The sequence below is a fragment of the Shewanella sp. KCT genome (genome assembly GCF_007636505.1).
GTDB lineage: Bacteria > Pseudomonadota > Gammaproteobacteria > Enterobacterales > Shewanellaceae > Shewanella > Shewanella halotolerans.
On record NZ_LVDJ01000001.1, the window covers coordinates 365,887 to 391,601 of the forward strand.

The 25,715-nt window shown below is 51.9% G+C and carries 16 protein-coding genes; 12 read left to right on the forward strand and 4 right to left on the reverse strand.

Annotated features, from left to right (window positions below; translation table 11 throughout):
- Window position 1: 1 nt before the first annotated feature.
- From AYI87_RS01670 to AYI87_RS01685, 4 genes are all read right to left on the reverse strand, one after another.
- Window positions 2-1,021, reverse strand: coding sequence for a GGDEF domain-containing protein (locus AYI87_RS01670; protein ID WP_144199039.1), 1,020 nt, complete (start codon window positions 1,019-1,021; stop codon window positions 2-4).
- A gap of 103 nt (window positions 1,022-1,124) precedes the next feature.
- Window positions 1,125-3,749 carry a PqiB family protein gene (locus tag AYI87_RS01675; RefSeq protein ID WP_144199041.1) on the reverse strand — a complete coding sequence of 875 codons (2,625 nt, stop codon included), beginning with the start codon at window positions 3,747-3,749 and terminating at the stop codon, window positions 1,125-1,127.
- Complete coding sequence (locus AYI87_RS01680) at window positions 3,736-4,368, reverse strand: paraquat-inducible protein A (RefSeq protein WP_144199043.1); 633 nt, start codon at window positions 4,366-4,368, stop codon at window positions 3,736-3,738. Before AYI87_RS01680 ends, AYI87_RS01675 begins: the two co-directional genes overlap by 14 nt.
- The gene (locus AYI87_RS01685) at window positions 4,361-4,987 is read right to left on the reverse strand and encodes a paraquat-inducible protein A (RefSeq protein ID WP_186300531.1); all 627 of its coding nucleotides are present in this window, start codon (window positions 4,985-4,987) and stop codon (window positions 4,361-4,363) included. The genes AYI87_RS01680 and AYI87_RS01685 overlap by 8 nt, the downstream gene beginning before the upstream one ends.
- Window positions 4,988-5,496: 509 nt before the next feature.
- Here AYI87_RS01685 and AYI87_RS01695 point away from each other — a divergent pair.
- The 12 genes from AYI87_RS01695 (at window position 5,497) to pyrD (ending at window position 25,676) form a co-directional block, all read left to right on the forward strand.
- Window positions 5,497-5,793 carry a YebG family protein gene (locus AYI87_RS01695; RefSeq protein ID WP_011865597.1) on the forward strand — a complete coding sequence of 99 codons (297 nt, stop codon included), beginning with the start codon at window positions 5,497-5,499 and terminating at the stop codon, window positions 5,791-5,793.
- Between the two features lie 17 nt (window positions 5,794-5,810).
- A complete protein-coding gene (locus AYI87_RS01700; protein ID WP_011865598.1) occupies window positions 5,811-6,269 on the forward strand; it encodes a GAF domain-containing protein in 459 nt (152 codons plus the stop codon).
- A gap of 272 nt (window positions 6,270-6,541) precedes the next feature.
- On the forward strand, window positions 6,542-7,186 hold the full coding sequence (proQ, locus tag AYI87_RS01705) for an RNA chaperone ProQ (RefSeq protein ID WP_144199413.1): 645 nt from the start codon (window positions 6,542-6,544) through the stop codon (window positions 7,184-7,186).
- A 31-nt stretch (window positions 7,187-7,217) separates the two neighbouring features.
- Window positions 7,218-9,263, forward strand: coding sequence for a carboxy terminal-processing peptidase (gene prc / locus AYI87_RS01710; protein ID WP_144199047.1), 2,046 nt, complete (start codon window positions 7,218-7,220; stop codon window positions 9,261-9,263).
- Between the two features lie 72 nt (window positions 9,264-9,335).
- Complete coding sequence (pepN, locus tag AYI87_RS01715; protein WP_144199049.1) at window positions 9,336-11,897, forward strand: aminopeptidase N; 2,562 nt, start codon at window positions 9,336-9,338, stop codon at window positions 11,895-11,897.
- 132 nt (window positions 11,898-12,029) lie between these two features.
- Window positions 12,030-12,248, forward strand: coding sequence for a DUF2835 domain-containing protein (locus AYI87_RS01720; protein WP_409928953.1), 219 nt, complete (start codon window positions 12,030-12,032; stop codon window positions 12,246-12,248).
- Between the two features lie 325 nt (window positions 12,249-12,573).
- Window positions 12,574-14,622 (forward strand): DUF1302 domain-containing protein, encoded by a 2,049-nt coding sequence (locus AYI87_RS01725; protein ID WP_144199053.1) that lies wholly within the window; start codon window positions 12,574-12,576, stop codon window positions 14,620-14,622.
- An 18-nt stretch (window positions 14,623-14,640) separates the two neighbouring features.
- Window positions 14,641-16,005: a DUF1329 domain-containing protein gene (locus tag AYI87_RS01730; protein ID WP_011865604.1), complete on the forward strand. Its 1,365-nt coding sequence runs from the start codon at window positions 14,641-14,643 to the stop codon at window positions 16,003-16,005.
- A 144-nt stretch (window positions 16,006-16,149) separates the two neighbouring features.
- Window positions 16,150-17,163: a WD40/YVTN/BNR-like repeat-containing protein gene (locus AYI87_RS01735; protein ID WP_144199055.1), complete on the forward strand. Its 1,014-nt coding sequence runs from the start codon at window positions 16,150-16,152 to the stop codon at window positions 17,161-17,163.
- Between the two features lie 12 nt (window positions 17,164-17,175).
- The gene (locus AYI87_RS01740) at window positions 17,176-19,479 is read left to right on the forward strand and encodes an efflux RND transporter permease subunit (RefSeq protein ID WP_144199057.1); all 2,304 of its coding nucleotides are present in this window, start codon (window positions 17,176-17,178) and stop codon (window positions 19,477-19,479) included.
- Between the two features lie 264 nt (window positions 19,480-19,743).
- Window positions 19,744-24,588: an NAD-glutamate dehydrogenase gene (locus tag AYI87_RS01745; RefSeq protein ID WP_144199059.1), complete on the forward strand. Its 4,845-nt coding sequence runs from the start codon at window positions 19,744-19,746 to the stop codon at window positions 24,586-24,588.
- 62 nt (window positions 24,589-24,650) lie between these two features.
- Window positions 24,651-25,676 carry a quinone-dependent dihydroorotate dehydrogenase gene (gene pyrD / locus AYI87_RS01750; RefSeq protein ID WP_011865608.1) on the forward strand — a complete coding sequence of 342 codons (1,026 nt, stop codon included), beginning with the start codon at window positions 24,651-24,653 and terminating at the stop codon, window positions 25,674-25,676.
- The last annotated feature ends 39 nt before the right edge of the window (window positions 25,677-25,715 follow it).

Sequence of the window (25,715 nt, forward strand, 5' to 3'; positions counted from 1 at the left end):
ATCAGAGCGGCATCACCCGATTTCGCCCCAGGCGTTTGGCGTCATAGAGGAAGCTATCTGTGCGCTCGATGAGCGACTCGAAGGTGTCTTTCGCCTGCCATTCGCTCACCCCAAACGAGGCGCTGACCTTATCGATTGTCTGATGTTTGCGTCTGTCCTTGAGGGAGATCTTCTCAAGCGTTCGACGCATGGCGTCGGCCAGATGGCGCGCCTTGCGTTGATGGCTGTTTGGCACGATTAAGGCAAACTCTTCGCCGCCATAGCGGTAGAGCTTGACCCCGTCGCGGCAAGACTCGTTGAGGCGCTTAGCTACCGCCTTTAACACATTGTCGCCTAGATGATGGCCATAGGTGTCGTTAAAACTCTTGAAGTGATCCACATCGGCCAAGATGAGGCAGGTGCCTTCGGGGGACTGAGCCAGCAGGCCCTTGAGATCTTGGTCGAAGGCGCGGCGGTTGAGGGCACCTGTGAGGGCGTCATGATAGACGTCCTGCTCTGAGCGTTTCAGCGCTTCTCTAAGCGCCGCGATCTCTTCCTGAGCCTTGTCGAGGCGGCCGGTAAAATACTCTGTACTCTGGCGAATGTCGTCTGACTCCTTCACCAGATCCCGCACCAGCCCCAATACCTTCTCCAAGCTCAGCCCCTCTTCCTCGATGCGATTGAGGCGGTTGAAGTTACTGTCGACCCGCTGTTGAAAGACGGTGGCATCCTGGTTGGTATCCTTGATCGATTGCGACAGCTCTATGGTCATGGCCTCGAGATTCTGGCGCATGTTGAGCACGTTGACCTCGTTGGGATCGGCAATATGTTCGCGGTAAAGCAGCTCGGCAGTGACCGGCGGACAGGTGTTGTACTCATTGACTATCCTGTCCATCTTGGTGATGAGTTCGGGATTTTGCTGACCTACGTAAGCGTACCAGAGGGCATAGTTGGTGGGTGTCGTCGGGATCTGATGCTTTAACATCAAGGGGACGGCTCTCTTGAGATTGATTGCGGCTTCGCGCAGCAAATCTTTGCTCATATCGACTCCTGGGTAAGCTGGTCTGGATGGCGGCTCGCAAATCTGGTGGCTACTAATAGCATAGCCACCAAAGTGACGCCTTGTCTCTCAATAATAGAGAGGCCTAGTTAGGACTTTGTTGATTTGGCGCCCATTTTAGCCAAGTGGGATCCAGTTTGCTCTGCAGGCTAAAGACCTGATGCTGGCCGATACGGTTATTGGCTGTGGTGGGGGATTGAGTCGCCACGCCTATACCGCCGGCGATAATGGTCTCAAGGGAGCCGGTTTCTATCTGCGCGCCGGAGAAGAGGCCGAGATCTACCTTGATGCCGGAGAGATCCCAGAACTTGCTGCTTTGGTTGACCAGGTGGCTATAGCCCTTGGCAATCTGCGCCGTCATCTCTACCTGAGTGCCCGTAGCCGAGAGTTGCACCTGTTTGACTTCGCCAATCTTAATGCCGCGGAAGATGATAGGCGTGCCTATCTTGACCGAGCCCAGATTGTCATCCACCAGGGTGAAGGTGAGCGCTTCCTGATTCAACAAGGTGGGCGATTCGACGCTGCCCATAAAGTCATGCACCTGATTGCCACTCTGGCCTGGTAGCACGGACACATAGGGGCCAGTGATCAGGGTTTCGGCGGCGGAGACGCCGGAAAGCGAGATGTTGGCATCGACGATAAAATACTGGGCATCGTCTGCCAGGAAAGGCGCGGCGTAGTCGCCATAGAGGTAGGCTTCCACACTGACGCTGTGTAAGTCCTGTGACAGCTTGACCCGCTCCACTTCGCCAATCTGGTGCCCCTGATAGCGGATAGGTGCGTGACTGCTCAGTCGGGTGCTGGCATCGAACTCTATGCTAATGGGAGTTGCCTTGGCGCGGGCCAAGGTCTCTGAGCCATAGAGGTGGCTCTGATTGCCGATATCATCTTGTTCCAGCAGTCCAAGGGAGACGCTACCCTTTAATGCGCCTTCCAGCGGCGCCACGTCAACCTTAACGCCATTGAGGCTGGCATCGACGCTTAGCGCGCTGTTACGCCAGAAGATGGTGCTTGGCTTAACCAGAGAGGCGAACTGCTTGTCGATACCCAGCTCGATGGCAAAGTCTTCGCTGCTGCCGCGCCAGTTGACTCCCTGCACCTCACCGATCTGCATCTTCTTGTAGTAGATGGGGGAGTGGGCGGCGAGACCGGCACCATCTGGGCTACTCAGCACTATCTTGAGGCGATTCTGCTTGGCGAGATAGCTCTCGGCCTGCTTAGCGTTGGCAAATAGCGGGAGATTTGCCTTAGGGTTAACCGTCTTCTTGCTGCGGCCCTGTACCAGGCTGATGGCGCCCTTGGTGAGTGTGGTCAGATCCCTTGTGTTTACGCTCACGCCATCAAGCGAAGCATCGATGGCCAGGGCCGATTCAGCAACGAAGTAGCTCCCCTGATGGATAAGCTTGGCAAACTCGGGCCAGATCTGGATGCGGTAGGCGAGACCCGAATAGTCAGGTTTGAACTCGACACTATCTACCTGACCTATGGGCAGCTGTTTATAGCGCACTTCGGCGCCGGCGCTGATCCCCGGGTTCTCCTCGGCGTTTAGGCTGAGCATGAGTGGCGATTGCGAGTGTTGCGGTGCCTTGGCCAGCAGTGGATAGCTGGTCTGGTGCTCGCCGCTGCCCGGTAGGAAGGCTACCACATTGCCAGTCACCAGGCGGCTGGCATGCTTGATGCCGCTGAGGGAAAGTTCGGCGCCTTCGAGCCAGAATTGGCTGTCTGTGCCTAACAGCTCGGCGTATTGGGTGGCGATGCTGGCATCGAAGCGCACACCCGAGTCGGTTAGATGAGTCTGGGTGATCTGGCCGATACTGATGCCGCGATAGACGATGTCGGCGCCCGTGCTTAGGCTATCGGCATCGTCGGCCGTGAGGCTAAAGGTGATGCCACCGAGGGCATGTTCCTTATCTTCGAAGATGGTGAAAGTCTGATTGACGCTAGCCTGTTCGCTGCTGCCCTGGGATGAGAAGCTGACGCCGCCGGCGAGGATAGCCGACAGGCTCTCTGTTTTGACCTTGATGCCTGAGAGCGAGGCGTCCAGCGCTAGGCCCGAGACGTTCCAGAAGCGTGAGTCTTGCTTCACCAGATGGGCATATTTTTTCTCTATATAGGCATTGAAGAGGATGCTGTCGTCGTTCACCAGGCGGTAGCTGACTATTTTGCCAACCGGGATCTGACGATAAAACACCTGGGAGCCCACATCTAAGGAGCCAAGCGATGCGCTGGTGAGTTCTATCATCAAGCCGTCTGAGCCTGGCGCCACAGGCGGGGCCTGATCTTCGGCGGTAAATTCGTTTTTGTAATCCCCTTCGCCAGGTTGAATGGCGATATAATTGCCCGAGAAGAGGGCGTCTAGCCCCTCGACGCCGGTGATCGAGGCCTTTGGGGTTACCAACCAAAACTTGGTCTCATCGCGCAGGAAAGGTGTTGAGCGGTAATCCATCAGCAGATCTACGTAAACGCCCTGAAGCTGGTCGTCGATACTGATATCAACAACCTTACCCACGGTGAGGCCCTGATACCTGACCAGTGTCTTACCCACATCTATCCCCGTGGCGCTGGGGAAATGAATGCGCACCTCGACGCCGGATTCGCGAATACTCTTGATACCCAGCCAGGCCCCCAACGCCAAGGCGATCAGGGGAAGTAGCCAGATGGGAGAGAAGAGTTTTTTCTTAACGACTTTTGGTGTTTCAATTTGTGTCATCTTTCGATTCCAATCGGTCCCAGAGTAAACGCGTGTCTAATACTTTTGCGGCCAGTTGTGTCAGCAGGATCACCAAGGCAAAGGCGGTGGCTGCCGGCGCCGGTTTAGCATCCCAAATCTGTCCCATGTTAATGAGCGCCGCGGTAATGGAGATCACAAACAGATCCAGCATGGACCAGCGGCCTATCCATTCGATGATATGAAAGCCGGCCATGAGTGTCCTTTTTGAGATCGGCAGGCGATAGCTGATCGCTGTAAGATAGAGCGCCAGACCAAAAATCTTCAACATGGGTACTAAGATACTGGCGGTAAACAGAATAATGGCAATAGGTAATAGGTCTAGATGCACCAGATGGTTGATGCCGCTGAAGATGGTGTCCTGGCGTACCTGCCCCTGACTGGTCATGATGGTGATGGGGTAGAGGTTGGCCGGAAACAGCAAGATGGCGGCGGTGATCAGCAGCGCCCAGCTTTTCTGTACGCTGGTGCGATCCCGGCTCTGCACCGCCTGTCCGCAGCGCGGGCAGTTACCCTGTTCCAGATGGCAGAGGAACTTGCAGGTGGGGCAGTTGGTTAGCCCCAATGATTCGCCCTGGGGAGGCCTGCTGAGCTTACTCATCCAGCACACTCCACATATGTTCTATGTCATATTCCCGCTGCATGAAGATCACCATGATAAACAGCATGGTGAAACAGAAGGTGCCGATACCGAAATAGAGGTCGGTGTAATCGGAGAGCTGAAATACCGAGACGAAGATGCTGATCATATAGATCTCCAGCATGGAGAGCTGGGCCAATAAGCTGTGCTGTTTCAGTAGCTTCTTATAGATGTTGCGAAAGAAGGGTACCTTGAGTCGGTATTTGACAATAAGTACTTGGGTCAGAATCGATAGAATAAGCAGGCCGGGGGCAATCACCGCTGCAACTAATACGGCGATGCCCACCACCCAATAGCCCTGGGAGGCAACGGCCATGGCGCCGCCGGCTATGGTAGTGGTACGAATACTGCCCAGGAAGTGCATCTCCAGCACTGGGAAAAAGTTAGCGGGAAAATAGAGCACCAGCGCCGTGATACACAGGGCCAACATGCCGTTGATGGAGCAGTAAGGGGTATCATAGAGGTTAGTGTGGCAGCGAGGGCAGAGGGCCCGCACACCCGTTGGCAAAGCGCGTTTTCTCACGACCAGATCGCAAGCACGGCAGAGAACGATACTCTTATCTAACACCTCTGTTTTCATATCTGTTCTGGGGCGCTTCCTGTCATCTAAGGCCATAGCAAGAGTGCAAATTTCTTGATATAGACCAGTAATCTATTGCCTATAAGATATTACTATAGTCAATCTATTGAAATACCTAGGGCCTATTGATCTTTGCTGTTTGTTTTTGCAGCAATTTGTAGGTGGTTTATACAAGGCAGAGCCTGTGTTGTGTAGTATTCTACACCAACGGGCGATAACGCAGTAGAAATGGCCTACAAAAGCTGCCCAACGGGTTCATCTAAACGCGCGCTGCACTTTGTTGCTCGCCATTCACATAGAGTAACTATGCTTCATGACTCTCGCCTCGCGCAAAACGCGTTTAGATTGAACAAAAATTAAACTTGAAAGATCAACAGGCCCTAATAAGGTGGCTCCCAAATCCGGAGCCAATAGTTGCGCAGATTCTAACAGATAAAGTTTGAGACTTGCATAAGAAGTTGTATTTATGAGATTCTACAACTGTATATAAAAACAGTGTGAGGGCGGATATGGCAGTTATAACGAAATTTGTCGTAGTCAGAGAAGGGGTGGAGAAGATGACATTCACATCTAAGAAGGAGGCGGATGCCTACGATAAGATGCTCGATATCGCGGATAATCTTCTTCCTTTTATCGAGCAAGTTGATTTAGGCTTAGATGAAAATGCATTGGAACAACTCTGTTTCTACATGGCAGAACATAAAGATCAGCTCATGGGACTCTTAAAAGGTGGCGCAGTGACAAAGGCTGCACCGGCTAAGAAACCTGCGAAAAAAGCAGAATCAAAAGCTGAAACGAAAACATAAATTGTTAGGAAATTTGTATGAGTACACCTTGTTATACGACGCTTACCCGTCAAGTTGAAGCCCTGTTTAGCGGCGAAGACAATCTCGTTACCGCGATGGCGAACTTCTCGGCGCTGCTTAACGAGCATCTGGATGATATTAACTGGGTCGGCTTCTATATGCTGCAAGGTGAACAACTGGTTTTGGGCCCCTTCCAGGGGAAAGTGGCCTGTACCCGTATTCCTATGGGTAAAGGGGTTTGCGGCACTGCGGCCCAGAGTAACACCACCCAACGCATCGCAGATGTCCATGCCTTCGACGGCCACATCGCCTGTGATGCCGCTAGTAACTCGGAAATTGTCATCCCGCTGCGCCGCGACGGTCAGGTGATCGGCGTGCTCGATATCGATAGCCCTTCATTCTCTCGTTTCGACGAGGCGGATCAATTGGGGCTAGAGTCCTGCGTAAAAAGTCTGGAAAAGGCTTTATTTGCTTAAACTACAACCAATTTTGCACAATTGATGGTCGCTTTCGTCTGGCGCGCCCTTATAATAGGCCGCTTGATGAATTCAAAAACACGCCGTGACATTTTTCATTAGTTGAAATGAATACATGGCGTTTATTGACTGTAATTGATAAGGTATGTTGGATTGTGTGGTCGCCGCCCTGAGGCAAATAAGCGACCCGATGTCTAACCAATATGAACGACACGCCAGTGCCGACGTTAACCCGGCGAGGTGGTAGTCCCTTTTAAACTGTGGAAGTAATGATGGAATCAACAGAAAAGTTGACCGACACCAACGCAATTCTTGCGTATTTATATGAAACATTTCCTTTATGCTTTATCGCTGAAGGTGAAACTAAGCCTCTAAAAATAGGATTGTTTCAAGACTTGGCTGAAAGGTTAGCTGATGATTCTAAAGTCAGTAAAACGCAATTAAGAATCGCCTTACGCCGTTACACCAGTAGCTGGCGTTACCTGAAAGGGGTTAAGGCTGGGGCACAGCGTGTCGATCTCGACGGCAACGAGTGTGGCGAGCTGGAGCAAGAGCATATCGACCATGCACAGGCTACACTGAAGGAGAGCCAAGAGAAGGCTAAGGCAAAGCGTGCGGCGAAAGCGGCAGCAGAGAAGACAGATAAGTCTGGTCCTAAGCCAGAGAAGAAAGCCTTCAAGAAGCCACTGCCTAAGCGTAGTAACAAACCAGCGCCAAAAGCGGCTAAGCCACAGGTTGAGGCAAAGGATTTAACCCCGGCAACACTGACTGAGTTGAAACCAAATCAACGCGTGAGTGTCAAACTAGGTAAATCGCCTGTTGCAGGTGTTGTCCTGGACATCAAGAAAGAAGATGTTCAAGTACAGTTAGATTCAGGATTAACGGTAAAAGTCCCGGTAGAGCATATCCTGTTATAACTGTTCATCGTTTAAAAGGAGTAACTTGTTGATGCGAAAACTCACTCTGGCAGCATCCATTGCCAGCATCTTTGTAGGATTCTCGGCATGGGCACTGACGCCCAGTATTCCATCTAGCGAGTTGCCCTCTCTAACGCAAGAGCCGCAACATAAAGTAGCGAGTAAGCGAGTGACGGGTCTGTTCACTCGCGCCCATTATCATAGATTCGATCTGGACGACGCCTTCTCTGAGCAGGTGTTCGACCGCTATCTTAAGCAGCTTGATTATCGCCGTAATGTCTTGCTTCAGAGTGATATCGACAGTTTCAAGCCTTATGCGACTCAATTCGACGACATGTTGAAAAGCGGCGATCTCACTGCCGCCTACAAGATGTTTGATCTGATACAGCAGCGTCGCTACGACCGTTTTGCCTACGCCTTATCCTTGCTCGACAAGGAGATGGACTTTAACGTCCCCGGCGATAGCTATCAATACGACAGAGAAGATGCCGCCTGGCCAAAAGATGAGGCTGAACTCAATGAGCTGTGGCGTCAACGGGTCAAGTACGATGCCCTTAACCTTAAGCTGACCGGCAAGAACTGGGATGAGATTGTTAAGGTGCTCGAGAAGCGCTACAACAATGCCATTAAGCGTTTGAGTCAGACCAAGAGTGAAGATGTCTTCCAAGGTGTGATGAACGCCTTCTCTCGCAGCGTCGAGCCGCACACCAGCTACCTGTCACCGCGCAACGCCGAGCGTTTCCAGATGGAGATGAACTTGAGCCTGGAGGGCATAGGTGCCGTGTTGCAGATGGATGATGACTACACAGTGATCAAGAGCCTGGTTGCTGGCGGTCCTGCGGCCAACAGCGAAAAGCTGGCGCCGGAAGATCGCATCGTGGGTGTCGGCCAGGAAGGTAAAGAGATCGTCGATGTGATCGGATGGCGACTGGATGATGTGGTCGAGCTGATCAAGGGGCCTAAGGGCAGTAAGGTCGTGCTGCAGATCCTGCCTAAGAAGGGCGGCTCTTCTGCCAAGCCAATCGATGTGACCATAGTGCGTGACAAGATCCGCCTAGAGGATCGCGCCGCGACGTCTGAGGTGATCGAGCCGGAAACCGGAGATTACGCCGGCCGCAAGGTTGGGGTGATTAAGATCCCTGGTTTCTACATGAACCTGTCTCAAGATGTCACCAAAGAGCTGGTTAAGCTAAAAGAGGCCAAGGTTGAAGGTGTGGTTATCGACCTTAGGGGTAATGGTGGCGGCGCATTAACCGAAGCGACACTGCTTACCGGCCTGTTTATCGAGCAAGGCCCAGTGGTACAGATCCGCGATGCTAACGGTAAGGTGTCGCAAAACCGCGATAACGACGGCCGTGTGACCTATTCTGGACCGCTCACCGTGATGGTGGATCGTTACAGCGCCTCGGCATCTGAGATCTTCGCCGCCGCACTGCAAGACTATGATCGCGCGCTTATCGTAGGTGAGTCGACCTTTGGTAAGGGCACAGTGCAGCAGCATAAGAGCCTGGGCCGTATCTATGATATGTACGATAAACCTATCGGCCATGTGCAGTACACCATCGCCAAGTTCTACCGCATCAATGGCGGCAGCACTCAGCTTAAGGGCGTGACGCCGGATATTCCATTCCCGAGTGCACTCGAGCCGGGTGAATACGGCGAAGCCGAGGAAGCCAACGCACTGCCTTGGGATAAGGTGCCAGTGGCTCAGTACGGTACGCTTGGGGATATCACTCCAGAGCTAGTGACTAATCTGGACTCGCGTCACCAGCAACGTATCAAGAAAGACGTTGAATTTGGTTATATCGATCAAGATATTGCCGAGTTTAAGAAGAGCCACAAAGAAACCAGCGTGTCTTTGGTTGAGAAAGAGCGCATAGCCGAGCGTGAAACCAACGATGAGAAGCAACTTGCACGTCTCAACGAGCGGCGCGCCGTGGATGGGCTCGAAGCGCTTAAGTCTTTGGATGACGCCGAAGATGATGTGAAGGCGCCGGATGCATTTCTGGACGAGACTGTCTATATCACACTGGATCTAGTGGATATGGAAAGAGTGGCTAAAAACCAGGCGAAATAATATTGAGCCAAATTTTTTAAAAACGCGCTATTGGCGCGTTTTTTTATAATCTTTTCAGATGAGGGAATCTTAATGGCACAGGTTAAGGCCAAATATTTAAAAGACTATCGCGCACCAGATTTCACTATTACTCAGGTGGACCTCTCCTTTGTGCTCGATGGTGCCAATACTCAGGTGACTGCGGTCAGCCAAGTAAAGCGTCTAAACGATGCTGCACACACCCTTGAGCTGGACGGTGAAGGCTTAAGCGTTAGCCAGCTGTTGGTCGATGGTAAGCGTCATGATTATCGCGTCACCGAGGGGCAGCTGTGTATTGAAACAGACTTAGCGGACTTTGAACTCACCATAGTGACCAAGCTGGATCCCGAGGCCAACCTGGCGCTGGAAGGCCTATACATGTCAGATGGCGCCTACTGCACTCAGTGTGAGGCGGAAGGGTTTAGACGCATCACCTATTTCCTCGATCGCCCCGATGTGCTGGCGATTTACAAGGTGCGCATCGAAGCCGACAAGGCGGCGTTTCCTTACCTTCTGAGCAATGGTAACCGTGTCGATTCGGGCGAACTTGAAGGCGGACGTCACTTCGTCTGTTGGGAAGACCCTTTCCCGAAACCTGCTTATCTGTTTGCCTTAGTAGCGGGTGATTTCGATCTGCTGGACGATAGCTTTACCACTAAAAGCGGCCGTGAGGTTGCGCTGCAGGTCTTCGTCGACAAGGGCAACCTGCACAAGGCACACCACGCCATGGCATCGCTGAAGAAGTCGATGGCCTGGGATGAGAGCCGCTTCGATCTCGAATATGATCTCGATATCTACATGATAGTCGCCGTGGATTTCTTCAACATGGGGGCCATGGAGAACAAGGGCCTTAACGTGTTTAACACTAAATATGTGTTGGCAGATAAAGACTCGGCGACTGATGAAGATTATCACGGCATCGAGTCTGTAGTGGGCCACGAGTATTTCCATAACTGGACGGGTAACCGCGTGACCTGCCGCGACTGGTTCCAGCTGAGTCTGAAAGAGGGCCTGACGGTGTTTCGCGATCAGGAATTCAGCTCAGATGTGGGCTCGCGAGCGGTCAACCGTATTCATGCCATCAAGGTGATCAAAAACCAGCAGTTCGCCGAAGACAGTGGCCCAATGGCCCATGCCATTCGTCCCGAGTCTGTGATCGAGATGAATAACTTCTATACCGTAACCGTCTACAACAAGGGCGCAGAAGTGATCCGCATGATGCACACCCTGCTCGGTGAGCAGGGTTTCCAGGCGGGAATGAAATGTTATTTCGAGCGTCATGATGGTCAGGCCGTGACTTGTGATGATTTCGTCGCGGCGATGGAAGATGCCAGCGGCGTGGAGCTGACTCAGTTCAGACGTTGGTATAGCCAGTCGGGTACCCCTGAGCTTTCGGTCGCCGAGCGCTATGACGCCGAAAAACAAGAATATCGTCTGAGCCTGCGTCAGCATACGCCGCCGACGCCGGAGCAGAGTGAGAAATTGCCGCTGCATATCCCACTCGATCTAGAGCTGCTTGGCAGCGACGGACGCTCGCTACTCAGTCAGGTCTTTAGCATCACCGAGGCAGAGCAAGAGTTGGTGTTTAGCGGCATGAGCGAGCAGCCAGTGCCTTCGCTGCTGCAAAATTTCTCGGCGCCGGTGAGACTTAACTTCGACTATAGCGTAGAGCAACTTATCCACCTGATGCGTTATGCCAGCAGCGAGGTGGCCAAGTGGGAGGCCTCGGCCGCACTCTTTAGTCAGGCGGTTTGGCAAAATGTGGCCCACCTTAAGGCGCAGAAGGCGATGTATGTCGATCCGCGCTTGGTCGATGGGGTGAAAGGCTTACTGCTCGATGAGCAGCTAGATCAGGCATTGCTTGCAGAGGTTCTTAGGTTCCCAAGCCTGAATACCCTGGTAGAGCAGGTGACTAGTGTCGATCTCGACGCCCTGGCTGCGGCCCGCGAGTTTATGCTCGAAGAGATCGCCGCTGGCTGTGAAGATGAGCTACTTGCGCGTTATCGTGAGCTGAGTCTGTTAGATGATGCCGGGGCGAGAGCCCTGAAAAATGCCTGCCTCGGTTTACTGCTGCACACTTCGGATGCTCATCAAGGCCTGGCCCAGTGCCAATATGAACAGGCTGGCAACATGACAGATAGCCTGGGTGCTCTGGCTGCGCTTAACCTTGAGCAGTCTGAGCTGCGCGCCAGTCTACTGCAAGACTTCCAACAGAAGTGGGCCGATACGCCGTTGGTGATGGATAAATGGCTGACGCTGGAGGCATGCTGTCCGGGTGAAGATCGCTGTGATGCACTGCGAGAGCTGACCCAGCATAGCGCCTTTAGCTTTGCCAACCCTAACAGGGTACGCTCCTTAATCGGCGCGTTCGCGGCGGCAAACCCAGAGGTGTTCCATCGTATTGACGGTAGTGGTTATCGCTTTCTGACTGAAGCTATCATTAAACTCAATACCTTAAACCCACAGGTGGCTGCACGTATCATTACGCCGCTGATCCAATTTAAGAAGTTTGATGAAAAGCGCCAGCAATTGATGCGTAGTGCTCTGCAGCAGATTTTGGCCTTGCCGGATCTGTCGAAAGACCTTTATGAGAAGGTCTCTAAGGCCCTGGCTTAGGTGTTGGCCCGGTTTCTGGTTTAGTTATTGGTTTAGCCGTTAGCGAATCGTTAGGCTGAGTTACCTTAAACAGATAGTCTAAGAGAGTAGGGCGAGGTGCTTGGCATCTCGCCCCATTTTAGAAAGCAAATTATGATGATATTTACCTTTCCCATGCAGGTGAGTTACCAAGAGTTTCTTAATTATTATCAAGGTAGTATCGATAAGATTGAGGTGAAAGACAGCTCAGGTAAGACCCTCTGGATCCACGCCCGCCACTTCAGACCCTTTCTGACCACCTCAGGCATCAGGGGTTACTTTCGTCTGCAACTCGATGATGAAGGTAAACTGGTTTCTCTGACCCAACTTTAAGATTTTTAGAGTATATACTTCAAACGGGCGATTTCGATTCATCAAAGGCTTAGCTTGCGATGACATAAGTTTAATTGCCTGTTTATGCTTGCTTTTTCAACGGGCGTTTTTCATCTGGTACGACTTGTTAGAATAGATTTAAATCGTGTGTTTGAATTTATGTAAGCCCTTTAGCTTAAGTGTACAAATCTCAAGGTAATTTTCTGTTTTTTCGCCTTGCTCATCACCCCTAAATGCTGTAACAATGGTGTTACCTGTACGCTAACAAGATGTTGGCCACCATTCCTATAACAAAGAATCCAGCAGGTTACGGAGAAGAGCTAAAATGAAAAACGTTAAAAATGGCTTTAACAAGTCAGCGCTAGCTTTGGGGATCGTCGCAGCGTTGAGTATTGGAGCGACTACGGGCGTGCAAGCCGTGTCGTTCGATTGGGGAGAAGTTCAAGGTTCGTTCGATTCAACATTCAGTGCCGGTGCAAGCTGGCGTGTTGAGGAGCGGGACTGGAATAATCAGATCGGTAAGGTGAATCACCCGCGCTTTGACTGGTCAAACTATACCGCATTCGGTAACACCAAATATACTTCGGCCGAGATTTGGGCTCAGCCGGGTTCCTACTCGAGTAATGGTGACTTGAGTAACATGCTCTACTCTCAGGGTGACGTAACCTCTATGGTGTTCAAGGGATTGCATGAACTATCACTCAAGTATAAGAATTTCGGCCTGTTTGCCCGTGGCATGTATTTCTACGACCAGAAGGCCAATAACGGCAGCTATGGTTATAGCGATCCGATAACCGGCAAAGAGTATGACCCTTGTGCCGACTCCGAGGCCTCTAAGGTACAGTGTAAAGATGTGCGCCTGTTGGATGCTTTCATCTATGGTGATTTCGACTTTAACGACGGTGCCAACCCACTTAGCGTTCGTATCGGTAACCAGGTGGTCTCTTGGGGTGAAAGCACCCTGATCCCGCACGGTATCGGTGTCATCAACCCGGTGGATCTTAACATTCTCAATGCGCCGGGCGCCGAGCTTAAAGAAGCCTTCAGACCTCAGGGGATGATCTGGGCGTCACTGGGGGTGACCGAATCGCTGTCGGTAGAAGCCTTCTATCAATATGATTGGGAACCCGTTTGGGTGCCGACTCCTGGCTCTTACTTCTCGACAAATGATTTCGCCGGTTACGGCGGTTATTCGCAAAATGCGCAGCTGGGCTTCAACGCCAACCCGGATATCAATCTCGACTTCTTGATTGGCGAGTATCAGAAGCTGGCGGCTATGGTGGCATCGGGTCAATATGATGCGGCGACACTGGGTTCATTGGCACTGGCTTATCCGACTAAGGTGACCCTGATGCAAGATCAGGCGAGCGCCAGCGACTCGGGCCAGTACGGTATCAAGCTAGGTTACTATGCCCCTGAACTGGGTGAGACTGAGTTTGGTTTCTACTATATGAACTATCATAGTCGTCGTCCGCTGATCAGCGGCACCGCGGCTAACTTTACCCAGGAAGCGATTGGTAAAGACTTAGCTACCCTGGCAGCCCTTGGGGCAACTGGTGGTACGGTCGATCGTCAGACACTGCTGGGTCTAGAGACCTTCTCTAAGGCACAGATCGAATACCCAGAAGATATCAAGCTCTATGGCTTTAGCTTCAACACCCTGATTGGCGACACTTCTGTGGCCGGTGAGATAGCTCACCGTCAAGATGAGCCACTACAGATAGATGACGTTGAACTCCTGTTTGCCGCCATGCCACAGCAGCTGGCCAATGCAGGATTACGTCCAGAATTTGATGGCATCTCTCAGGTGAAAGGAATTGGTTCTGGTGAAGCCGCCGAAGGTTATATCCGTCGTGATACGACTCAGGCACAGGTGACCTTCACCCATCTATTTGGTCCAACCCTGGGTACCGATAACCTAGTCATGTTGGCCGAGGTTGGTGGTGTGTGGATCCACGATATGCCAGGCTTCGATGAGCTTCGTCTCAATGGCCCTGGCACTGCGCGCTCTGGCGGCAACCCAAATATGCCTGGCATCATAGAGGCAGTACACAATGGTCCTGAGACTAACCCGTTCCCAACAGATTTTGCCTGGGGTTATCGTCTAGTGGCCAAGGCCGAATACAACAACCTGTTTGCCGGGGTCAACATGGCGCCGCGCATCATCTTCTCGCATGATGTTGACGGGATCACACCCGATCCTATGTTCCTGTTCACCGAGGGTAAGAAGTCCGTCGCTATCGGCGTGAATTTCGATTATCAGAGTCGTTGGGGCGCAGATTTCTCCTACAACTCCTTCTTCGGTGGTGTTGGCACCACTAATCTGATGTCAGATCGTGATTACGTGTCGTTCAACATCAAGTATTCAATCTAATTCACAAGGACAATAAGAATGAAAAAACTAACACTATTGTCGGCAGCTGTGATCGTCGCATTGACCGCGCCAACAGCCTTTGCAAAAGTATCAGAGGCCGAGGCGGCCAAGCTTGGCACCGAACTTACGCCGCTCGGCGGTGAAAAGGCGGGTAACGCAGATGGCTCTATTCCTGCCTGGGATGGCGGCATTACCAAACCTGTTGCGGGTTACGAGAAGGGGATGCATCATCCAGATCCTTTCCCGGGCGATAAGATTGAATTTACCATCACTAATGCCAACAAGGCGCAGTACAAGGATAATCTGACCGAAGGCCAGCTCAAGCTGTTCGATCTCTATCCCGATACCTTCAAGATGAATGTTTATCAGACACGCCGCACAGCCTCTGTGCCGCAGTTTGTCTACGACGCCACTAAGGCCAACGCTTCGCGCGCCGAGTTAGTGGCCGACGGTAATGGTATCTCTGGCGCCTCAATAGGCGTGCCTTTCCCGATCCCACAGAACGGTCTCGAGGCTATCTGGAACCACGTGCTGCGTTTTCGTGGCGTAGATGTGGAAACCGCCCGTAGCCAGGCGGCACCAACCGCATCTGGTAGCTATACCTTGGTGGAAACTGCCGAAGAGATCCGCTTTGAGTACTCTCGTCCCGAGATGACTCTGGATAAGCTAAAGGAGTCGAACACCCTGTTCTACTTTAAGCAGGTGGTGACACAGCCGGCGCGTCTGGCGGGTACCGCACTGTTGGTGAAGGAGACCATGGACCAGGAGGCGCTCCCGCGTCAGGCCTGGACCTATAACACAGGGCAGCGCCGCGTACGCAAGGCGCCAAACGTCGCCTTCGATACACCGGGTACTGTGTCTGATGGTCTGCGCACAACAGACGATTTCGATATGTTTAACGGCTCGCCAGTGCGTTATAACTGGGAACTGTTAGGCAAGAAAGAGATCTACATTCCTTACAACGACTACAAGCTGCACTCAGATAAGCTCAAGTATGAGCAGATCCTGAAACCTGGCCACATCAACCCAGATTATGTGCGTTGGGAGAAACACCGCGTATGGGTGGTCAAGGCTCAGCTGAAGGAAGGGATGCGTCATATTTACAAGACTCGCGTCTTCTACCTAGATGAGGATTCTTGGCAAGTGTCTATGGCGGATATGTACGACAACCGCGATGAGCTTTATCGCGTCGCCGTGGCACACGCCATCAACTACTACGAAGTGCCGACTCACTGGACCACACTCGAAGTGATCCACGATCTACAATCTCGTCGTTACCTGGCGATGGGTCTGGATAACGAGGGTCGTATGTATAATTTCGATGCCAAGTTGAGCGAAGCGAACTTTACCCCAGCGGCATTGAGACGCGCTGGTATTCGTTAAGCGCTTATACCTAGGCACTTATTATATTTAAGTATTTAAGTATTTAAGTATTTAAGCCTAGGTACTTGTGTATTAAGGACTAGTTCATTAAAGAGTTAGCGTAGAGGGGCCTGTTGGCCCCTCATTTCACGAAAGGAAGTTTGTATGTGGTTTAGCATGCTTCGGCTTGTCGCTTTATCTTCACTCTGTTTTGTCACCCTAGGCGGGGCCCAAGCGGCAACCGAGGTGACAGGCTCCGATATTCAGCCGCTGGCGACGCACTCCCTGGTATTGGATATCGCCAAGCAGGGCGAGACCATGATTGCCGTAGGCGATCGCGGTCATCTGTTCCGTTTCACTGATGGCTGGCAGCAGGTGAGTTCACCGAGCCGTGCCTTGCTGACCAAGGCGACCCTTTTAACGCCAGAGCTTGGCTGGGCTGTGGGCCATGATGCCACCATCTTGCATACCCAAGACGGCGGTAACAACTGGGTAGAGCAGATGCGCTCTCCCGAAATTGAAAAGCCGTTTTTGGATGTGCTCTTCTTCGATACCGACCACGGCATCGCCATTGGCGCCTATGGTCTCTTCTACCGCACCCAGGATGGCGGTAAGCAGTGGCAGCAAGAGTTTCACACCGAGCTTTTGTATGAAGAAGATCAGGCGTATCTGGATGAGTTAAAGGCGGAAGATGAAAGCCTTTACTTGAAAGAGCGCAGCACCTTACTGCCTCACTTTAATCGCGTGGTGCGCCTAGCCGATGATCGCCTCTTAATGGTGGGCGAACTCGGTTTAGCGGCCCAGTCACAAGATCAGGGCCTCACCTGGCAGCGCATCGAATTCCCCTACGAGGGCTCGCTGTTTAACATTTTAGTGGCTAAACAGGGGATCTATGTGCTCGGGCTTCGCGGTCACCTGTTTAAGAGCGAAGGGGATCTCGAGCAGTGGCAAGAGATTGAGCTGACCACTAAATCGACCCTCAATGGCGGAGTGGTGCTGAGTGACGACAAGGTCAGGCTGGTCGGCAACGGCGGCGTGGTGATCGACGTGGCCAGCGATGATAGCGTGACTATGGTAACGCAGCGTCAGGGGGAAAACCTGGTGGCTATCGGTCAGGATAAAACGGGTACACTGTGGATTGCCGGTACCAAAGGCTTAGTTGCATTACAACAAGAATAATAAGGCCCAGGCATGTTAGATAAATTAGTTAATGGATTAGAATCCTTCCTGTTTCGGCAACGGGCCTATGTGATATTCGCCTTCTTGCTAGCAACACTGTTTCTTGGCTTCCAGGCCAGCCATCTGAAGATGGATGCGGCGTTCGTTAAGAACATTCCGCTCAATCATAGCTATATGCAGACCTACCTGAAGCATCAGAAGCAGTTTGGTGGCGCCAACAGCATCATGGTGGCGGTAGAAGACACCAGTGGCAACATCTTCAACCCCAACTTTTTCGATACCCTAAAGCAGGTACACGATCAGTTGTTCTTTATCCCTGGCGTCGATCGTGCCCAGGTGAAGTCGCTCTATTCACCCTCGACCCGCTTTACTGAGGTGGTGGAAGATGGTTTTGCCGGCGGTCCTGTGATCCCGGCGGATTTCTCGACTACCCCTGCCGGGCTTGAGGTAGTGCGCAGCAATATAGAGAAGGCCGGTATCGTTGGGCGTCTGATCGCCGAAGATTATTCTGCGGCCATGGTGACCGCGCAGCTGATGGACTTCGACCCTCAGACTGGCGAGCCACTCGATACCCTGGCCTTTGCCAGTCAGCTCGAGAAGGAGCTGCGCGGCCAATATGAAAACGACAAGATAAAGATCCATATCATTGGATTTGCCAAGATGGCCGGCGATGTGGCCGAGGGTGCCAAGGGCGTGGTGCTCTTCTTCGCCATCGCCATCTTAGTAACTGCCGTGATGGTGTATCTCTTCTCCCACTCGGTCAAGCTAACCCTGCTGCCGCTGGTGTGTAGCCTGGTAGCAGTGGTTTGGCAGCTGGGTCTGCTTACTGTGGTGGGCTTTGGCTTGGATCCTATGTCGATTCTCATTCCCTTCCTGGTATTTGCCATCGGGGTGAGCCACGGGGTGCAGATGATCAATGCCGTCAGGCGCCGTGTGGGTGAGGGGGAAACCACTAAGGCCGCTGCCGCGCTGGCATTTCGTAGCCTGCTTATCCCAGGCGGGGTAGCGCTGCTCTCCGATACCGTGGGCTTCATGACTCTGCTGGCTATCGATATCGGTATCATTCGCGAGCTGGCCATCTCGGCCTCCTTGGGTGTGGCGGTGATCATCCTGACCAACCTGGTGTTGCTGCCACTACTGATCTCCTTTACCGAGGTCAAGGCGCTGCCGACCAAGTCTAACGGTAAGGTGGATGCGCTCTGGCGTAAGCTCTCTAATTTCGCGACGCCCAAGTATGCGGTTATCGTGTTGCTGGCCACCGTCGCCCTTTATGGTGTGGGCCTGCAGCAGGCAAGTAAAATGAAAATCGGCGACCTGCAAGGCGGCGCGCCGGCGCTGCATTTTGACAGCCGCTACAATCAGGACACCTTCTATATTACCGATCACTTCTCTATTACCACAGATGTGATGACGGTGATCGTCGAGGCGTTTCCCGAGGCCTGTACCTACCATGATGTGCTAACCCAGATAGATGAGTTTGAGTGGTTGGTGGCTAATACTCCGGGGGTTGAGTCGACCGCGAGTCTAGCCTCTATCGCCAAGCGGGTTAATGCAGGGTTTAACGAGGGTAATCCTAAGTGGCAGGTGCTGCCTCGCACCACGGCGAGTCTGGTCCAGGCGGTAGGGCAGATCCCGACCACTTCTGGCCTACTGGATGGTAACTGCTCTGTGATGCCTGTGTATCTGTTCCTTAAAGATCATAAGGCGGAGACCATAGAGCAGGTGATCGACAAGGTCAAGACACTGTCGGCCAAGATGGACAACGATAAGCTTAAATTTAAGCTGGCTTCAGGCCCGGTTGGTGTGATGGCGGCGACCAATGAGGCGGTGGCCGAGGCGCAACTGCCTATGATGCTCTATGTTTATGGCGCTGTGTTTGTGCTCTGTCTGATAAGCTTTAGATCGATTCGTGCGACGGTGGCGGTGATCCTACCGCTCTATGTGGTATCGACCCTGGCGCAGGCGCTGATGACGCAGCTCGATATCGGTCTGGCGGTGAGTACACTGCCGGTGATCGCCCTAGGTGTAGGGATAGGTGTGGATTATGGTATCTACATCTTGTCGACCATGGCGGTCAAACTCAGAGATGGCATGCCAGTGCAAACCGCCTATCATCAGGCGCTTATTGAGCGGGGCAGCGCGGTGATCTTCACCGGTCTGACACTGGCGATTGGCGTGAGCACCTGGTTCTTCTCGGCACTTAAGTTCCAAATGGACATGGGGATCCTGTTAACTTTCATGTTTTTAGTGAATATGTTGGGGGCAATAATTATTTTGCCCGCGATAGGCGCGGTTTTCTGGCGTAAGCCGCGATAGTGAGCTGAAAGAGAGAGCATTAGCTCTCTCTTTTTTTGCATAGTTACGCTCACTTTACGATTGTTTTTTCATCATGCACATCAATAGGGCCGCAAAACCCCGGGGGATGAGGATCTACCACTAAAATAGTTCTCGAAAATTGGCACATTTAGTAATAAACTTCGCGCTATGACTTAGGTCACATAATTAGATTTGGCCTGTCATATGCTCAAGCATCCATAAAATTACAAAAACGCTGCCATAGACCCTAAAGGAAACAGCAACATGGCCTTGAAAGATGCAATGCCTTCAGTACTACTCGAGAACGTAGTCAGCCTAATTCATTCGAAAGTTCCCAATACACAAGCCAAACAAGTTGAACAGTTCGCAACTTGTATTTATGCCCACATGTCGAAAGATGACTTGCAACACCGCAATGACAGTGATCTTTACGGCGCCGTCCTCAGCCTTTGGAATGCCGCGAACAAGACGCCAGTTGGCGAGACCCATATTCGCGTGTTTAACCCGAGTCAATCTAAGCATGGTTGGAAATCATCCCACTCAATTATCGAGGTGATTCAACCGGATATGCCTTTCCTTGTTGACTCTGTAGGCATGGCGCTTAACCGCATGGGCATCACTACCCACATGATGCTGCACACGCCGTTGACCGTGAAGCGTGACCAAGGTGTGATCACAGGTGTTAGCTACAATGACGACAAGGACGAGAGCAACGACAAGGTTGCCGTATTCCTGATCGAAGTCGACAGACTGAGCAGCGACGCCGATATCAAGAGCCTGGAAAAAGAGATTCAATCTGTATTGGGTGACGTGGCTGCATCGGTCAACGACTGGCAGGCGATGTCGAACAAGCTGAGCGAGACCATCGCCGAGCTGCCCAGCCGTCCGTTCCCGGGTGAGAAGCGTGAGCTCGATGAGGCCATCAACTTCCTGACCTATCTGAACAACCATCATTTCACCCTGCTGGGTTACCGCCGTTACGACCTGCACAAGGTTGAGGGCGATCTCGAGCTGTTGCCGGTCAACGAGACCAGCTTAGGCCTGATGAACGTACCGGGTAAGCCTAAGAGTTCTAAGGGACTCATGCTTTCTAGCCTGTCAGATACCGCACGTAAAGAAGCACTCGACAGCAGTCTGCTGATCCTGACCAAGAGCACAGAGAAGAGCCGTGTTCACCGCCCAGCTTATGTCGACTATATCGGCATCAAACGTTTCGACGAGCAGGGTAACGTTATTGGTGAAGACAGATTCATCGGCCTGTACGCCTCAAACCTGTATAACCGTAGCCCACGTGAGATCCCGCTACTGGCAGAGAAGATCCAGCGCGTACTGGACGACTCTGGCCTGACGCAACATTCTCATGACTACAAGGCTCTGATGCATATTCTGGAAACCTTGCCGCGTGACGAGATCGTTCAGGCACGGGAATCTGAACTGGCTAGCATGGCCCACGGTGTACTCGAGATGCAAGATCGCGACAAGCTTAAGCTGTTTGTGCGCAAGGATGGCTTTGGTCGTTTCCTCTCTTGCCTGGTTTACGTCTCAAAAGACAGATACAACACTAAGCTGCGTGAAGATACTCAACGTATTCTGGCGCAGCACTTCAACACTAAAGAAGATGTTGAATTTACAACTTATTTCTCTGAGTCTACGCTTGCGCGTACTCACTATATAGTCAAAGTCGATAATAATATTACGGATGTAGATGTGGCTGCCATCGAAAACAATCTAATTGAAGCTGCGCGTTCATGGGAAGACAAGTTAAACACAGCGCTGATCACTGCCCAAGGCGAAGAGTCTGGCAACCGTTTGGTCAAACGTTATGTGAACGCGTTCCCACGCAGCTACAAAGAAGATGTGTTGCCTAGCTCTGCCGTGGTGGATATTGAGCACTTAGAAGCGCTTGATGATGATCACAAGCTTGGCATGCTCTTCTATCAGCCACAGGAAACCGCGCTTAAAGACAACAAGGTTCGCCTGAAACTCTTCCATAAAGATGAGCCAATCCATCTGTCTGATGTATTGCCTATGCTGGAAAATTTCGGTCTGCGTGTGATCAACGAGCGTCCATATGAAGTGATGACCGCCGATGGTTCTACCTTCTGGATCCTTGACTTCTTGATGACGGTACAAGGCGCGGCGGTTGATAACCTGGCAGATAGCCAAGATAGATTCCAGACAGCTTTGTCACAGGTATGGCGTAAAGAGCTGGAAGATGACGGCTTTAACCGTCTGGTATTGGCGACGGGTCTGTCTGGCCGCGAAGTGTCAGTGCTACGTGCCTATGCTAAATATATGCGTCAGATCGATGCCACCTTCAGTCAGGCCTACATCGAAGAGACCTTTAGCTGCTACCCACAGATCGCCGATCTGCTGGTGAAGATGTTTATCCGTAAGTTTAACCCTAAGCTGAAGACTCGTACTCTGGCTAAGTTTGTTGAACAGATCGATATGCGTCTGGAAGATGTGTCTAGCCTGGATGACGACCGTATCATTCGTCGTTACCTGGATCTGATCAACGCCACGCTGCGTACCAACTTCTATCAAGTGCTGCCAGACGGTAGCAACAAGCCATACGTGTCATTTAAGTTCTCGGCAGAAGAGATCCCTGAGATGCCACGTCCGCTGCCTAAGTTTGAGATCTTCGTCTACTCACCAAGGGTAGAGGGTGTTCACCTGCGTGGTGGCAAGGTTGCCCGTGGTGGTCTGCGCTGGTCTGATCGTCGTGAAGACTTCCGTACCGAGGTACTGGGTCTGGTGAAAGCACAGCAGGTGAAGAACACAGTTATCGTACCTGTGGGCGCCAAGGGTGGTTTCGTCTGTAAGCAACTGCCGACCGAAGGTGGCCGCGATGCCTTCTTCACCGAAGGCCAAGAGTGTTACCGCCTGTTTATCCGCGGTCTGCTGGATATCTCTGACAACATCGTCGAAGGCGAAATCGTTCCGCCGGCAAACGTGGTTCGTCACGATGAAGACGATCCATATCTGGTTGTGGCGGCCGACAAAGGTACCGCGACTTTCTCAGATATCGCTAACGCTATCTCTGAAGAGTATGGCTTCTGGCTAGGCGACGCCTTCGCATCGGGTGGTAGTAACGGTTACGACCACAAGAAGATGGGTATCACGGCGCGCGGCGCGTGGGAATCGGTTAAGCGTCACTTCCGTGAGATCGGCATCGATTGCCAGACCACAGATTTCACCTGTTTGGCTATTGGTGATATGGCCGGTGACGTATTCGGTAACGGTATGCTGCTCTCTGAGCACACTCGTCTGGTGACGGCATTTAACCACATGCATATCTTCATCGACCCGAATCCGGATGCGGCCAGCAGTTATAAAGAGCGTGCACGTCTGTTCGAAATGCCACGTTCAAGCTGGGAAGATTACAATAAAGACTTGATCTCTAAGGGCGGTGGCATATTCCTGCGCTCGGCCAAGTCGATCACCCTGACGCCAGAAATGAAGAAGATGCTGGATACCAAGAAAGCATCTATGACACCAAACGAGCTGCTTAAAGAGCTGCTGAAGATGAAGGTGGATCTGATCTGGAACGGTGGTATCGGTACCTACATCAAGGCGACCAGCGAGACGCACGCCGAAGTGGGTGACCGCGCCAACGACGCGCTGCGCGTCAACGGTAACGAGGTTCAGGCCCGTATCATAGGCGAGGGTGGTAACTTAGGTTGTACCCAGCTGGGTCGCATCGAATACGCCGCCAACGGTGGCCGCATGAACACCGACTTCGTGGATAACGTGGGTGGTGTGGATTGTTCTGACAACGAAGTTAACATCAAGATCTTGCTGAACGCCATGGTGGCCGAAGGTGAGATGACGGTGAAACAGCGTAACCGTCTGCTGGTTGAGATGACTGACGAAGTCAGCCGCATCGTACTGCAAGACTGTAAGGATCAGACCCGTACCATCTCTGTGACTCAGGTGCGTGGCGCCGAGCAGTTGAAAGAGCAGATCCGCTTCATCCATTACCTGGAGAAGGAAGACAAGCTAGACAGAGCGCTCGAGTTCCTGCCAAGTGATGACGAGCTGGCAGAGCGCCTTGCGAACGGTAAGTCACTGACTCGCCCAGAGCTGTCGGTACTGGTGGCCTACGCCAAGATGGTATTGAAAGAGCAACTGCTCACGCCGGAAATTACCGACGATTCATTCTTGAGCCAGCTGCTTATCGAATATTTCCCTCGTCAGCTACAGGAGAAGTACAGCGAGCGTATGGTTACCCATCCGCTGCGTGCCGAAATCATTGCCACCTCTTTGGCCAACGAGTTGGTTAACGATATGGGCTTGAATTTCGTTCAGCGTATGCAAGATGAGACAGGTGCCTCAGTCGCCGAAGCCGCTATCTGCTACACTATGGCTCGTGAAGTATTTGGTTTAGCTGAATTAACTAAATCGATCACGGCGCTAAACGGTGTGGTACCTGCTGTGGTTCAGGGTGAGATGCTGCATCAGTTGCGTCGTAATCTACGCCGCGCGTGTCGTTGGTTCTTACGTCATCGTAACCGTAACCAAAGCATCGAGCAGGTTGTGGCCTTCTTTAGCCCAGTGTTCCAGGAACTTCGTCAGAACGTTCATCAGTATCTGGTGGAAGATGAAGTTAACGGCATCCGCGCCGAGATTGCAGCGCTGGTGAAAGAAGGAGTTCCAGAGCAGGTGGCGACCGATGTCGTCAACATGAGCACGCTCTTCTCTGCACTGGACATCTCACAAATTGCCGAGCTGGAAGACAAGCCAGTTGCCTTGGTTGCCGAGACCTACTACAAGTTAGGTGCTCGTATCGACCTGCACTGGTTCCTCGAGCAGATAAGTGCCCAGCCTGTGGCTAACCACTGGCAGGCGCTTGCGAGAGCGGCATTTAGGGAAGAACTCGATTGGCAACAACGTTCACTGAGTTCAGCGGTGTTACGTACTTGCCCATCGGTTTGCGACGCTGACGCCATTATCGATCAGTGGGTCGAATCCAATCAGGGCTTATTGGAGAGATGGTTCCACATGCTTGCAGACTTTAAGACCTCGCAGACCCATGAGTTTGCGAAGTTCTCAGTCGCCCTACGTGAGCTGAATCTGTTGATCCTTCATTGCGAAGGTCAATCGTAAAAAATAAAAATTAGTCATGAGCCCTGGCAATCGCCGGGGCTTTTTTCGGTCTAGGAGAATGCATGTTTTACAAAATCGCACAGAAAGTGATGTTTCAGATGGATCCAGAGAAGGCCCATAACCTTGCTATAGGCAGTCTGAAATCAACTGCGAATTCGCCATTAAACTGCTTTTATGCACAGAAGCTGCAAGCGGCCCCTGTCGAGTTTATGGGATTGACCTTTCCAAATCCTGTCGGCTTGGCTGCCGGTATGGACAAGGATGGTGAATGTATCGATGCGTTCCACGCCATGGGATTTGGCCATGTGGAAGTGGGCACGGTGACTCCGCGTCCACAGCCTGGTAATGATCAGCCGCGCCTGTTTCGTTTAAAGCCGGCCAAGGCGATTATCAATCGCATGGGCTTTAACAATAAGGGTGTCGATAATCTGGTCGCTAACCTTAAGGCAGCCAAGTCTGGCGCCATGGTTGGGGTGAATATCGGTAAGAACAAGGATACGCCGGTAGAGCAGGGCAAAGAGGATTACCTTATCTGTATGGAGAAGGTTTACCCCTATGCAGCCTATATTGCGGTCAATATCTCATCGCCAAACACACCAGGCCTGCGCAGTTTGCAGTATGGTGATCTGCTTGATGATCTATTGGGATCACTAAAAGCTAAGCAGAAAGATCTTGCCGAGCGTCATGGAAAGTATGTGCCGATCGCGCTGAAAATTGCGCCGGATCTTGAGCCTGACGAGATTGAGAAGATTGCCGAATCGCTCATTCGCAACGAGTTCGATGGTGCTATCGCCACCAACACCACGCTTACGCGCGATGGGGTGAGCGGCTTGGTGAATTCTAACGAAGCCGGTGGACTAAGCGGTAAGCCTTTGAATTCATTATCAACAAAAGTAATTAAGCAGTTGGCTGATTGCCTGAAAGGTCAGGTGCCCATCATAGGGGTTGGCGGTATTAACAGTGCTGCCGACGCGTTAGATAAACTTGATGCGGGTGCAACCATGGTACAAATTTATTCTGGTTTTATTTATCGCGGACCAGAATTAATTAAAGAGATCGTCGATGCTTATCGCGTAAAAAGTAAATAAGATCTTATTTTAGATCTTAAAACGATCGCGCGATCTTAT